General features: G+C 69.5%; 14 protein-coding genes and 1 other RNA gene. 11 read left to right on the top strand and 4 right to left on the bottom strand.

Annotated features, from left to right (window positions below; genetic code table 11):
• Window positions 1–73 precede the first annotated feature (73 nt).
• Both pgi and D0Y53_RS05950 read left to right on the top strand, forming a co-directional pair.
• Complete coding sequence (pgi, locus tag D0Y53_RS05955; RefSeq protein WP_117202285.1) at window positions 74–1,732, top strand: glucose-6-phosphate isomerase; 1,659 nt, start codon at window positions 74–76, stop codon at window positions 1,730–1,732.
• A gap of 117 nt (window positions 1,733–1,849) precedes the next feature.
• Window positions 1,850–2,059, top strand: coding sequence for a hypervirulence associated TUDOR domain-containing protein (locus D0Y53_RS05950; RefSeq protein ID WP_117202284.1), 210 nt, complete (start codon window positions 1,850–1,852; stop codon window positions 2,057–2,059).
• A gap of 182 nt (window positions 2,060–2,241) precedes the next feature.
• Here D0Y53_RS05950 and gnd read toward each other — a convergent pair whose 3' ends face one another.
• Window positions 2,242–3,147, bottom strand: coding sequence for a phosphogluconate dehydrogenase (NAD(+)-dependent, decarboxylating) (gene gnd / locus D0Y53_RS05945; RefSeq protein ID WP_117202283.1), 906 nt, complete (start codon window positions 3,145–3,147; stop codon window positions 2,242–2,244).
• A 194-nt stretch (window positions 3,148–3,341) separates the two neighbouring features.
• On the bottom strand, window positions 3,342–3,695 hold the full coding sequence (locus D0Y53_RS05940) for a winged helix-turn-helix domain-containing protein (protein WP_158550589.1): 354 nt from the start codon (window positions 3,693–3,695) through the stop codon (window positions 3,342–3,344).
• Window positions 3,696–3,849: 154 nt separating this feature from the next.
• On the opposite strand from D0Y53_RS05940, the gene D0Y53_RS05935 reads away from it, so the two are divergent.
• The 6 genes from D0Y53_RS05935 (at window position 3,850) to D0Y53_RS05910 (ending at window position 8,382) form a co-directional block, all read left to right on the top strand.
• Window positions 3,850–4,764 (top strand): HNH endonuclease, encoded by a 915-nt coding sequence (locus D0Y53_RS05935; RefSeq protein WP_158550588.1) that lies wholly within the window; start codon window positions 3,850–3,852, stop codon window positions 4,762–4,764.
• Between the two features lie 2 nt (window positions 4,765–4,766).
• A complete protein-coding gene (locus tag D0Y53_RS05930; RefSeq protein WP_117202280.1) occupies window positions 4,767–5,117 on the top strand; it encodes a nucleotide pyrophosphohydrolase in 351 nt (116 codons plus the stop codon).
• 207 nt (window positions 5,118–5,324) lie between these two features.
• The gene (locus D0Y53_RS05925) at window positions 5,325–5,861 is read left to right on the top strand and encodes a DUF4199 domain-containing protein (RefSeq protein ID WP_117202279.1); all 537 of its coding nucleotides are present in this window, start codon (window positions 5,325–5,327) and stop codon (window positions 5,859–5,861) included.
• A 73-nt stretch (window positions 5,862–5,934) separates the two neighbouring features.
• On the top strand, window positions 5,935–6,303 hold the full coding sequence (locus D0Y53_RS05920; RefSeq protein ID WP_117202278.1) for a nuclear transport factor 2 family protein: 369 nt from the start codon (window positions 5,935–5,937) through the stop codon (window positions 6,301–6,303).
• A gap of 66 nt (window positions 6,304–6,369) precedes the next feature.
• The gene (locus D0Y53_RS05915; protein ID WP_117202277.1) at window positions 6,370–7,527 is read left to right on the top strand and encodes a GGDEF domain-containing protein; all 1,158 of its coding nucleotides are present in this window, start codon (window positions 6,370–6,372) and stop codon (window positions 7,525–7,527) included.
• A 291-nt stretch (window positions 7,528–7,818) separates the two neighbouring features.
• Window positions 7,819–8,382 (top strand): redoxin family protein, encoded by a 564-nt coding sequence (locus tag D0Y53_RS05910; protein WP_117202276.1) that lies wholly within the window; start codon window positions 7,819–7,821, stop codon window positions 8,380–8,382.
• Between the two features lie 214 nt (window positions 8,383–8,596).
• On the opposite strand, the gene ssrA is transcribed toward D0Y53_RS05910, so the two are convergent.
• Window positions 8,597–8,951, bottom strand: a transfer-messenger RNA (tmRNA) gene (ssrA, locus tag D0Y53_RS05905).
• Window positions 8,952–9,077: 126 nt separating this feature from the next.
• Here ssrA and D0Y53_RS05900 point away from each other — a divergent pair.
• Window positions 9,078–11,258 carry a CHASE domain-containing protein gene (locus D0Y53_RS05900; protein WP_158550587.1) on the top strand — a complete coding sequence of 727 codons (2,181 nt, stop codon included), beginning with the start codon at window positions 9,078–9,080 and terminating at the stop codon, window positions 11,256–11,258.
• Between the two features lie 260 nt (window positions 11,259–11,518).
• Here D0Y53_RS05900 and smpB read toward each other — a convergent pair whose 3' ends face one another.
• Window positions 11,519–12,031, bottom strand: a complete 513-nt coding sequence (gene smpB / locus D0Y53_RS05895; RefSeq protein ID WP_117202334.1) for an SsrA-binding protein SmpB — start codon at window positions 12,029–12,031, stop codon at window positions 11,519–11,521.
• A 49-nt stretch (window positions 12,032–12,080) separates the two neighbouring features.
• Between smpB and D0Y53_RS05890 the strand changes: the two genes are divergently transcribed.
• Window positions 12,081–12,518, top strand: a complete 438-nt coding sequence (locus D0Y53_RS05890) for a type II toxin-antitoxin system RatA family toxin (RefSeq protein ID WP_117202274.1) — start codon at window positions 12,081–12,083, stop codon at window positions 12,516–12,518.
• Window positions 12,518–12,769, top strand: a complete 252-nt coding sequence (locus D0Y53_RS05885; protein ID WP_117202333.1) for an RnfH family protein — start codon at window positions 12,518–12,520, stop codon at window positions 12,767–12,769. The genes D0Y53_RS05890 and D0Y53_RS05885 overlap by 1 nt, the downstream gene beginning before the upstream one ends.
• Window positions 12,770–12,797 lie beyond the last annotated feature (28 nt).

Raw genomic sequence — 12,797 nt, 5'->3', positions numbered from 1 at the left:
CGCCATGCCGGAGAAGACGCCGGAGCTCTCCCCGATGCACGACCGGGACATTGCAGGAGCCGCTACGCACGCCATGGATCGCACTTTCCAGCACGATACGAATGCCGGCACGGCACTGACCCGGCGCCCGCAATGGCAGGCGTTGCTGCGGCACGCGCAGGGCACCGGCGACCGCAGCCTGCGCGAGCTGTTCGCCGCCGACCCGCACCGCGGCGAGCGCCTGGCCGCCGAAGCCGCCGGCCTGTACCTGGACTATTCCAAGCAGCGGGTCGGCGACGACACCCTGCGCCTGCTGCGGGAGCTGGCCGACGCCTGCGGCCTGCGCGCGCGGATCGATGCGATGTTCGCCGGCGAACCCATCAACGCCACCGAGGGCCGCGCCGCGCTGCACGTCGCCCTGCGCGCGCCGCCCGGCGAGCGCATCGAAGTGGATGGCCACGACGTGGTGCCGGACGTGCATGCGGTGCTGACGCGCATGGCGGCCTTCGCCGACCAGGTCCGCGACGGCCGCTGGGTCGGCCACACCGGCCAGCGCATCCGCACCGTCGTCAACATCGGCATCGGCGGCTCCGACCTCGGCCCGACGATGGCGTACGAAGCGCTGCGGCACTACAGCCAGCGCGACCTGGCGTTCCGCTTCGTCTCCAACGTCGACCCCGCCGACTTCCTCGAGGCCACCCGCGACCTCGATCCCGCGCAGACGCTGTTCATCGTCTGCTCCAAGACCTTCACCACCCAGGAGACCCTGGCCAACGCCCACGCCGCGCGCGCCTGGTGCCTGGCGGCGCTGCACGACGAGGCCGCGGTCGCCCGGCACTTCGTCGCGGTCTCGACCAATGCCGACGGCGTGCGCGCGTTCGGCATCGACCCGGGCAACATGTTCGGCTTCTGGGACTGGGTCGGCGGCCGCTACTCGATGGACTCGGCGATCGGGCTGTCGACCATGATCGCGATCGGCCCGGCGCGGTTCCGCGAGATGCTGGCCGGCTTCCACGCCATGGACGTGCATTTCCGCGACGCCCCGTTCGACCGCAACCTGCCGGTGCTGATGGGCCTGCTGGGCATCTGGAACAACAACTTCCTCGGCGCGGCCACGGTCGCGGTGCTGCCGTACGCGCAGTACCTCGGGCGCTTTCCGGCCTACCTGCAGCAGCTGGCGATGGAGAGCAACGGCAAGCACGTCACCCTGGACGGCCGCCGCGTCGAGGTCCACACCGGCCCGATCCACTGGGGCGAGCCCGGCACCAACGGCCAGCATTCGTTCTACCAGCTGCTGCACCAGGGCACGCGACTGGTGCCGTGCGATTTCATCGGCTTCTGCCAGCCGCTCGACCCGGGCAACGCGCAGCACGACCTGCTGATGGCCAACCTGTTCGCGCAGGGCGAGGCGCTGGCGTTCGGCAAGAGCGCGCAGCAGGTGCGCGCCGAAGGCACGGCCGAGGCGCTGGTGCCGCATCGCGTGTTCGAAGGCAACCGGCCCAGCAGCACGATCCTCGCCGACCGGCTCACGCCGCACAGCCTCGGTGCGCTGGTGGCGCTGTACGAGCACAGCGTGTTCGTGCAGGGCGCGATCTGGAACATCGACAGCTTCGACCAGTGGGGCGTGGAACTGGGCAAGCAACTGGCGAAAACCACCGAAGCCGAACTTGCCACCGCCGCGCCGCAGCTGCAACACGACAGCTCCACCAACGCGCTGATCCGGCACTACCGCGAACGCCGCGGACCGGGCTGACCCCGCTCCGACCGCCGCTCCGGTTCCGCCCCGGCCCGGCGGGCGTATCGTCGGACCAACCGGCGGGCGGGCGACGTCGCGATCGCCGCTGTCGCCGCCGCGCCCCGAGGAGACGCCATGTCCCGCAAATTCAAGCCCGGCGACCACGTGCGCTGGAATTCCGAAGCCGGCCACGTCGGCGGCACCATTACTCGTGTCCACACCCGCGACTTCCAGTGGCACGGCTACACCCGCCACTGCAGCGAGGACGACCCGCAATACGAAATCAAGAGCGACAAGACCGACCACGTCGCCGTGCACAAGGGCGGCGCGCTGCACAAGGCCTGACGGCGGGAATCCCGCACGGGCCAGCCTTCACGCGCCGTCCCCGCGAAAGCGGCTTGCGGCTGACGCAGGGCGGCCCCGACCGCAGACGCCGGCGGAGCCGCCCTGCGCCAGCGGTCGGCAACGGCTCGAAGGCACCGGATCCCGCGTTCGCGGGGCGGCCACGTCCCGATCCCCCGGCCGCGCTACTCCGGCTTGATCGCGTGTCCGCCGAACTCGTTGCGCATCGCCGCCAGCAGACGGTCGGCGAAGGACGCGCTGTCGCGCGAGCGCAGCCGCGCCATCAGCGACAACGCGATCACCGGCGCCGGCACGTCCAGATCGATCGCCTCGGCCACCGTCCAGCGGCCTTCGCCGGAATCGGCCACCCACGGCGCGATCCCGTCCAGGGTCGGGTTTTTGCCCAGCGCCTCGGCGGTCAGATCCAGCAACCACGAGCGCACCACGCTGCCCTGGCGCCAGATCTGCGCCACCTGGTGCAGGTCCAGCGCGAACTCGCGCTTGTGCTGCAGGATCGAGAAGCCCTCGGCATAGGCCTGCATCAGCCCGTACTCGATGCCGTTGTGGACCATCTTGACGAAGTGGCCGCTGCCGACCGGGCCGACATGCCCCCAGCCCGCATCCGCGGCCGGCGCCAGCGTCGCGAACAGCGGCCGCAACCGCGCCACCACCGCCGCGTCGCCGCCGATCATCAGGCTGTAGCCCTCGGCCAGCCCCCACACCCCGCCGCTGGTGCCGCAATCCACGTAATCGATGCGCTGGCCGGCCAGCGCCTGCGCGTGCCGCAGCGTGTCCTGGTAGTGGGAGTTGCCGCCGTCGATGATCACGTCGCCCGGCGCCAGCAGCCCGGCCAGCGCGTCGACGGTGTCGTCGGTGATCCGGCCGGCCGGCAGCATCAGCCACACCGCGCGCGGCGCGGGCAAGGCCGCGACCAGCGCCGGCAGCGAGTCCGCCACGCCGCCGCCTGCGTCTGCCAGCGCCTTGCGCGCCCCGGCATCCGGGTCGAAACCGACCACCGTGTGCCCGCCGCGCAGCAACCGCCGCGCCATGTTGCCGCCCATCCGGCCCAGCCCGATCATGCCCAGTTCCATGCCACCTCCCGATGTGCGTCGGCCGCATCCATGATGCTCCAGGGCCTGTTGCCGTCATGCGATGTTGCCGATCGGCGCAGGCGATCGACCGGATCAGGCCAGCAGATCGGGGCGGTTGGCTTGCAGCCATGCGACCGTTCGCACGAGCAGGTTGTCCGCTTGCGCGATGCATTCGCGTACCGCGTCCGGTTCCATCAGTTCGCCGGAATAGCCGTTGACGTTGCGCTTCCTGCGCCATCGATCCGGTCCGCCGGCGGCAGCAGCGCCACGCGCAGCACCAGGCCCGCGGTCTTGCGGATCAGACCGGTCAGTTCGGGCAGCACCGGAGAATCCGGATTGGCCTGATAGAACACCTGGCGCCCGACGCCCTCGCGCCGGAGCACGCCGTACGCCACCAGCGCCTTGAGTTCCCGGTGGAGGGAGCCGGGCGACGCGCCGGTCATGCGCACCAGCGCGCGCACATGCAGCGGCCGCTCCGGTCGCAACAGCAGCGCGGCCAGGATCGCCGTCCGGGTTTCGCCCAGGAGGTGGTGGATGAGTAATTTCATGTCTCAATTCGAGAACATTTGTACTCAATTTGAGAACATGGCGCAAAGCAGCCCCAGTGAAGGGGAGAGACAGAGACTGGGGCGAACCGTGAGAGGAGCCACAGTTGGTGCAACTTGGCGACTACGGGCACTATTGCAGGGGGGAGGGGCCACGATGCTGTTTTGGTTGGGCGTTACCGATAACCGCTGGTTTCGCCACGTGGCGCGATCACGTAGCGACGAAGTCAATTTCTGGCAGCCCTCCGCCCGCGCTCCATTCACGGGGCTGCCCGAAGGAACACTGTTCCTGTTCAAGCTCAAGGCGCCACACAACCACGTGGTCGGCGGCGGGCGCTTCGTGCGTTTCACGCGATTGCCTCTGGTTACCGCATGGGAGGTTTTCGAGCAGCAGAACGGCGCGTCGAGCCTGTCCGAACTGTGCTCTTTGATCAGTAGCCACCGCGCCGAGCCAGCCTCCCTGGATACGGAAATCGGCTGCACAGTGCTGACGGATGTGTTCTACCTCAGGCCCGAGCAGTGGTTCGAGGTCGGAGACAGGTTCAACCGCAACATCATGGTGGGAAAGAAGTACGACAGCACGGAGTTGGTCGGCGCGAGTTTGTTGGCCGACTTGCAATCCGCCACCAACGGGCAATGGGTAGCTGACGAAAGTGAAGTAGCTCAAGGCGGATTCGGCAAGCCATTCCTGCAGCGTGCCCGTTTGGGGCAAGGCTCGTTCCGCACCTTGGTCATTGATGCCTACCAGCGTCGCTGCGCCATTACCGGGGAACATACGCTGCCTGTCCTCGAGGCTGCGCACATCAAGCCCTATTCCATCGAGCCGGTTCATCACATCAGCAATGGGATGCTTCTGCGCTCGGATTTCCACAAGCTCTTCGATGCCGGGCTGGTGACTGTCGAACCCGACCTCAAGGTGCGCGTAAGCGGGCGGATCCGCGACCGGTATTTCAATGGCAAGGCGTACTACCGCCTGCATGGCCAGACACTCGCGGCCTTACCGCTGGAAAGCATCGACCATCCGAATGCCGCTTATCTGCGCTGGCACAACGAGAACAGATTCGTGGAGTAGGAATGATCAGCGACAAGCTAAAGACGAAGTTGCTTGAATTCCGTGCGGAGCGGGAGTGGGAACAGTTCCACAACCTGCGGACGCTTTCGACCTCGATCGCCCTAGAAGCTGCCGAGTTGGCCGAGTTCACCCAGTGGGCGCGAGACGACCAGATTCTTGACATTACGCGTGAAAAGAAAATGGATATTGCGCGAGAGATTGCGGATATCGTGATTCTTGTCAGTTATCTCGTCCATGACATGGGAATTGATCTCGAGAAAGCGGTGGCGGACAAGCTTGAATTGAATGGGCAACATTACCCTGTCGAAAAGGCGCGTGGATCTGCCAAAAAGTACGATCAATTTGATTTCTGATCCATCCTTTTCGCTTCGGGAAGACTTTACCGACCACAGTGTTTCCCGCGTCCCATCGAGAGGAAGTGCGGGGTCTCAGGGACATTTTGTCGAAGCACGTGTCGGCGAATGAATCGAAATACCGGCGTAAGCGGATGAAACGGCACGTGTTCCCGGGGCCGCATCCGAGATGTAGCGCTGCGCCTTTCACTGCAGGAGGGTAGGTCCATGAGGCACAACATCCTGAAGTACGGCGTGATCGCGGGGCTGGTGGTGGCCGCCGGCATGTGGGGCACCCTGCTGGCGTTCCGCGGCGACATGCCGCACGGCTGGCTCGGCATGGCGTTGGGCTACCTGAGCATGCTGGTGGCGCTGAGCGCGGTGTTCGTCGGCATCAAGCACCATCGCGACGTGGACCGCGGCGGGGTAGTCGGCTTCTGGCCGGCGTTCGGCCTGGGGCTGGGGATTTCTGCGATCGCGGCGATCTTCTACGTCTTTGCCTGGGAGCTGGCGCAGGCCACGGTGGTGGGCGACTTTGCCGGCCACTACGCCACCGCGGCGATCGCGCAGGCGAAGGCAGACGGTGCGGACGCGGCCGCGCTCGCCAGGCTCACCGCGCAGATGGAGTCGTTCCGGCTGCAGTACGCCGATCCGCTGTTCCGGCTGCCGATGACGTTCGCGGAGATCTTCCCCGTCGGGGTGCTGGTGTCGCTGGTGTCGGCGGCGGTGTTGCGCAATCCGCGGGGGTTGTCGGCGCGGGGGTGAGGCCCATATGGGTGGCCAACAGAGAATGCGGTATCCGACGTATCGATCGCCATGCACCGACGGAGCGACTGCCATGAACAACCCCGACATCGCCACCACCTTCCTGCGGATGTGTGCGCGCGGCGAGGTGCGTGAAGCCTACGACCGCTACGTGGCGGCGGATTTCGTGCACCACAACGCCTGGTTTCCGGGCGACCGCGAGTCGCTGCTGCGGGCGATGGAGGCCAGCGCGGCGGCGGAGCCGAACAAGGCGTTCGAGGTGAAGCAGGTGGTCGATGGCGGCGACCTGGTGGCGGTGCTGTCGCACCTCGTTCGGGCGGGGACCGGTGCCGAGTATGCGGTGGTGCACATCGCGCGGTTCGTGGACGGCCGGATCGCGGAGCTGTGGGACCTGGGGCAGGAGATCCCGAAGGATTCGCCGAACGCGCTGGGGATGTTCTAGGCCGCCCGGGAGCGCCATTCGCCTTCGCGCTCTGGCACACTGCGGTTGCGGCCGGGAGGCGGGTCCATGCCAGCAGATGCCACGCGCGACGTCGTGAATGCAGCCAGTCTTGCGCGCGACCGCAGCGGGTCGATCCTCGCGCAGGTGCCGCCGTCGCTGCAGGACGCCTTCCGCGACTACGGGCGCTGGTACGGCTGGTCGGTGGTCGACGCCGGCGCGCGGGTGGTGCTGGTGGTGTTTCCGCTGCTGCAGCTGGCCGAGTACCTGCTGGATCCCAGCGTCAGCCGCGATGCGTGGATGCACGCGGCCATCCGCGCGCCGGCGGTGCTGCTGGCGCTGACGCTGCTGCTCGTGCGCCATCGCGGCCGGCGGCAATGGCATACGCGCACCGCCGGGGCCGGGCTGGCCCTGGTCACCGTGGTCAGCGCCTGGTGGATGGTGGTCTACCACTTTCCCGACGGCAGCGGCCATCTGCATGCGGCATCGGCTGCGCTCACCATCGCCATCGTCGCGGTGTCGGTGCTGTGCGCCGGCGGGCGCCACGATGCGGCGTGGGTCTACGTCCCGGCGCTGCTGCTGGCGATGGCGCTGCTGGCCCGCAGCGGACAGCCGCTGCGCCTGCTGGTCGACGCCACCCTATACCCGGTGCTGGCGGTGGCGATCGGCATGGTGATCGCGCGCATGCTGCACGACGAGCGCGTGCGCACCTTCCTCAGCGAGCGCCAGCTGGAAGCCCACGCGCTCACCGACGCGCTGACCGGGCTGGACAACCGCCGCGCCCTGGAAGACGCGCTGCAGGGCGAGCACGCCCACGCGCAGCGCCATGCCGGCAGCTATGCGGTGGCGATGGCCGACCTGGACCGCTTCAAGCGGGTCAACGACACCTACGGCCACGACGTCGGCGACGAGGTGCTGCGCGAGGTGGCGCGACGCATGCGGGCGGCGCTGCGCGCCGACGACCGCCTGGGGCGCTGGGGCGGCGAGGAATTCCTGCTGTTGCTGCGCGGGGCGAACGAGACCCAGGCGTTCGAGACCGCCGAGAAACTGCGCGAAGCCATCGCCGGGCAGCCGATCGACACCAGCGCCGGTCCGCTGCCGGTGACCGTGAGCCTGGGGGTGGCGGTGCTGCGCGGGGAGACGCTGCCCGGACGCGTGGTCACCCGCTCCGACCAGGCCCTGTATGCGGCCAAGGCGGCGGGCCGCAACCGGACCCACGTGGCCTGAGCCGCGCGGCCGCGGCAGGCCGGGCGACGGCGCGGCGCAGCGCAAGTGCCGCGCGGCGGCGATGCCAGCTGCCCCGACGGGCCCGGCGGTCGGATGCGTCGGCGTGGGGTGCGGTGTCGGCGGCGCAGGGCCGCGCAGGACCTGCGCTGGCAGTCGCAGGCCCGCCACGCTCATCCGGGCTTCGGGCTGTGCGCAGGCGTGAACAGGCACGCAAACCTTTACACATGCGGATATGGTGATTTGCAGCAGGGCTGCGACAGTGACCCCGTGACCGCAACCTGGGGGACTGTCATGAGACTGCTCGCACCCGCGCCCGTGCCGGCGCTGGACCTGGTGGACATCTACGGCCAGCCGATCCGGATCGGCGGCAATGGCCACCGCACGCTGCTGTCGTTCTTCCGCGACGCGGCGTGCCCGTTCTGCAATTTCCGCGTCTACGAGCTCACCCAGCACCACCAGGCCCTGGCGGCGCTGGGGCTGGACATCGTCGCGGTGTTCGGGTCCTCGCAGGCCGAGGTGCTGCGCTTCGTCGCCCGCCACCCGCGGCCGTTCCGCATCGCCGCCGACCCGACCGGCGCCTCGCACGCGCGGTTCGGCATCCAGAGCTCGCGCTGGCGCAAGTTCAAGGCGGTGCTGCTGCGGCTGCCGACCCTGATCCGCGGGCTGCGCATGGTCGGCCTGGCCGGACTCAAGACCAACAACCTGATGCCGGCGGATTTCCTGATCGACGAGCACGGCCGCATCGTCGAAACCTATTACGGCAGCGACGCCGGCGACCGCATCCCGCTGGAGCGGGTCGAACTGTTCCTCGCCCGCGGGTTGATGCAGCGCGGACTGATGCCGCAGGCGGCCTGAGCGGCGCGGGGCCGGATCTGCAGGATCGGCGCTGCGCGGGCCGCTGCGGCTGGCCGGCCCTGCCTGGATCGAAGCTGGCGACGTCGCCCGGGCAGCCGCCACGCGGGCGGGGCGACGCCAGTTTCGTGAGCCGGCTGGTCGACCTGGCCACGCGCGCCCGACATGATCGCCGGGCAAGAAAAACCCCAACCGGGAACGGCTGGGGTTTTGTTGTTGGTGGAGGTGGGCGGAGTCGAACCGCCGTCCGAAGGCACTCCATGCCCGGCACTACATGCTTAGCCCGTTGTTCGATCTCGGATGGCGGCAACACAACGTGCGAGGCACACCGTCATCCACACCCGCTTTGATTTCGGCATCGGTTGACGGGTCGCCGCCAAAGCCTATCCCTTGATGATGACCCTACATCCACGAGCAAGGGCACAAGTGGGTTCGGGGCTTACGCCTTAAGCGGCGAGAGCGTAGACGTCGTCGTTGGCGTCTGGGTTTTTGCAGCTGGATTAACGAGGAAAGCTACCCCCTCGGCATGCGCCAGACGATTTCGCGACCCCCGTCGAAGCCAGTGCACCCCCGGGAAGCGTCGATGTCGCCGACGCCGCCAGTATAGGGGCGGGCAGGGGGGGCGCAAGGGCGCCGGGGCGGCGGTGCAGGGGCGGTTCACCCGGCGCGGCCGGCCGCCAGCGGCTATGCTCCCGACCATGCGGCAGACTCCGGCCGACGACACCGATCCGCGCATTCCCGCCAGTGCCCGGGGCGGCTACGTGCTGGCCGGGCTGGTGCTGGCGGCTTCCCTGGTGCTGGTGTTCCTGTACTGGCGCAACGCCCATGCCCGCGAAGTGCAGGCCGCCGAAGCCGAATTCGCCGCGCGCGTGGACGAGACCTCGGCCCAGCTGGCCCAGCGCCTGGCCACTTACGAACTGGTGGCCCGCGGCGGGGTCGCGCTGTTCGCCTCGGTGGCGCGCCCCAGCCGCAGGCAATGGCAGGATTACGTCGATGGCCTGAACCTGCGCACGCGCTATCCCGAACTGGTGGGCCTGGGCTTCGCCAACTACGCCACCGCGGTGCAGCTGTCGGCCCTGCAGCAGCTGATGCGCGACAGCGGCGAGGGCCTGTTCAGCGTATGGCCGCATGGCGTGCGCGAGCGCTACGGCGCGGTCCTGTACATGGATCCCAGGACCCGCGAGAACCTCGCCACCATCGGTTACGACATGTATTCCGACCCGGTGCGGCAGGAGGCGATGGCGGCCGCCCGCGACAGCGGCCGGCCGCGCATGAGCGGCCGGGTGCAGCTGGTGCGCGACGACGGCAAGCCGGGGCCGGCGCTGCTGCTGTTCCTGCCGGTCTACCGTGCCGGCGACCATCCTGGCAGCATCGCGGCGCGGCGCGAGTCGATGCAGGGCTGGGTCTACAGCCCGTTGCGGGTGCCCGGCTTCGTCGATGCCACGCTGGACAAGGTCGCCTACCGTCCGGGACTGCGGATCGTCGACGTCACCGCCGGCGAGGAGCTGCTGTACGCCGATCCGCCCCCCGCGGGGGCGCCGGCGTTCGCCAAGAGCACCACGCTGGAGGCCTATGGCCGGCGCTGGCGGCTGGATTTCTCGTCCGAGCCGTGGGCGGCGATCGATGCGCGGATGACCGGGCTGCGCACGACCCTGGCGGTGGGCATGCTGGCTTCGCTGCTGCTGTTCGGGATCGCGCTGGTGCTGGCGCGCACCCAGTTGCGGGCCGAGCGCCTGGCCGCGCGCATGACCGAATCCTACCGCCGCAGCGAGCTGCGCTTCCGCAGCGCGATGGAATACTCGGCCATCGGCAAGGCGCTGCTGGACCATGCCGGCCACATCGTCGATCTCAATCCCTCGCTGGCGCGGATCCTCGGCCGCACCCGCGCGCAATTGCTGGGCACGGCCTTCGACGGCCACTTCGTCGACGGCGCGGACCAGCCTCAGCGCGGCCGCGAGCGCGACCTGGCGGCCGGCGAGGGTGTCTACCGCGGCACCCGCACCCTGCTGCGCGACGACGGCAGCCTGCGCCAGGCGCAGCTGACCTTCTCGCCGGTGCCGGGCAACATCGGCCAGGACATCACCCGCCTGGTGCAGGTCGAGGATGTCACCGACCGCCTGCGCGCCGAAGCCCAGGTGCTGGCGCTCAACCGCACCCTGGAAGCGCGGGTGGCGGCGCGCACCCGCGAGCTGACCCTGGCCAACCGCGAGCTGGAATCCTTCGCCTACGGCGTCTCCCACGACCTGCGTGCGCCGCTGCGCGCGATCGACGGTTTCAGCCGCCTGCTGGAGGAGCGTTACGGCGCCGCGCTCGGCGCGGAGGGGCGCGACTACCTGGCGCGGGTGCGCAACGCCGCCGCGCGCATGGGGTCGCTGATCGAGGCGCTGCTGAAGATGGCGCGGCTGGGCCGCGGCGGGATCAAGCCGGTGCCGCTGGACCTGAGCCGCATGGCCGCGGAGATCCTCGCCGAATTGCGCGCCGGCGAGCCCGGGCGCACGGTCGAAGTCGAGATCGCGCCGGGACTGCAGGCGACCGGGGACGCCAGCCTGGTGCGCAACCTGCTGCAGAACCTGCTCGGCAACGCCTGGAAGTTCACCCGCGACCGCCCCGATGCCCGGATCGAGTTCGGGCGCGAGGCCGACGGCGCGTTCTTCGTGCGCGACAACGGCGCCGGGTTCGCGGCGGAGTACGCCGACAAGCTGTTCCGGCCGTTCCAGCGCCTGCACAGCCAGGAGCAGTTCGCCGGCGACGGCATCGGGCTGGCGACGGTCAAGCGCATCGTCGAGCGCCATGGCGGCGAAGTCCACGCCGAGGGCGCCGTCGATGCGGGCGCCACGTTCCGGTTCACGCTGCCGGCGCAGGCGCCCGACGAGGTGTGAGGGCGGGCGTACCGGCGCTGCAAAAGCGGCACCCCTCATCCGCCCTTCGGGCACCTTCTCCCCGCAGGCGGGGAGAAGGGACGGGCCGGGTTCCGTGGGCGCGGGCAGGGAAGGCCGGCCGCTGCCGCGGCGCGCCTGCGCGCTGTAAAAGCGGCACCCCTCATCCGCCCTTCGGGCACCCTCTCCCCGCAGGCGGGGAGAAGGGACGGGCCGGGTTCCGTGGGCGTGGGCAGGGAAGGCCGGCCGCTGCCGCGGCGCGGCTACGCGTCCTTGTTGTGCCGGCGCAGCACCCGCTGCTTTTCGCGGTTCCAGTCGCGCTCCTTGCTGGCCTCGCGCTTGTCGTGGGTCTGCTTGCCCTTGGCCAGCGCCAGTTCCGCCTTGACCTTGTTGCCCTTCCAGTACAGCGCGGTCGGCACCAGGGTGTAGCCCTCGCGCTGCACGTTCCCGATCAGCCGCTCGATCTCGCGCTTGTGCAGCAGCAGCTTGCGGGTGCGGTGGGCGTCGGCGACGACATGGGTGGAAGCCGAGATCAGCGGTGTCATCTGCGCACCGAACAGGAACAGCTCGCCGTCGCGGATCAGCGCATAGGCCTCGGTGATGTTGGCGCGGCCGGCGCGGATCGACTTCAGCTCCCAGCCCTGCAGCGCGAGGCCGGCCTCGAAGCGCTGCTCCAGGTGGTATTCGTGGCGCGCGCGCTTGTTCAGCGCGATGGTCTTGACCGCCGCGCCGGAACCGCCGGCGTTTGCCTTATCCTTGGTCGACTTCCTGCTCATCGTGCCCATTGTCCCCGAAAGGCGGACGTCCGGGTGGACCACGCCGCCGATGCCGATCATCCAACGCAGCGCCCTTGTCGAGCACTCGGCTGCGCGCATGTTCGCCCTGGTCAACGACATCGCCGCCTATCCGCGCCGCTTCCACTGGTGCGAGGCCGCGCAGGTGCTGGAGGCCGATGCCGCGCACGTGGTCGCGCGCCTGGACCTGGGGCTGGGGGCGCTGCGCACCTGGTTCACGACCTGGAACACGCTGTCGCCGCCGCACCACATCGACATGCAGTTGCGCGACGGCCCGTTCCGCAAGCTGTCCGGCTGCTGGCAGTTCCATGCCCTGGACGAGTCGGCGTGCAAGGTTTCCCTGCTGCTGGAGTTCGAGCCCCAGAGCCGGCTGCTGGCGCCGGCGCTGACGCTGGGTTTCCAGGGGCTGGCCGACCGCATGGTGGACGATTTCGTGCGCGTCGCCGACGCCCGCGAGCCGCGGCCGTGATCCGGGTCGAGGTGGTGCAGGCCTGGCCGCGCCGGCAGCGGTCGGCGGTGCTGCAACTGGCCGACGGCGCCACCGTCGCCGAGGCGCTGGCGGCCTGCGGCTGGTCGCTGGCGGGGATCAGCGGGCAGGCGATCTTCGGCGAGACGGCGACGCCGGCGACGGTGCTGCGCGATGGCGACCGCCTGGAGCTGCTGCGCCCGCTGGTGATCGATCCCAAGGAAGCGCGACGGCGCCGGGCCGGCAGCGGCTGAGGTGCGTCCGCCCGGCGCGAGGCCGGTC

Origin of the sequence: Cognatiluteimonas weifangensis (assembly GCF_003416885.1) — a bacterium.
Lineage (GTDB): Bacteria > Pseudomonadota > Gammaproteobacteria > Xanthomonadales > Xanthomonadaceae > Cognatiluteimonas > Cognatiluteimonas weifangensis.
This window is presented reverse-complemented; position numbering and strand designations above follow the sequence as displayed.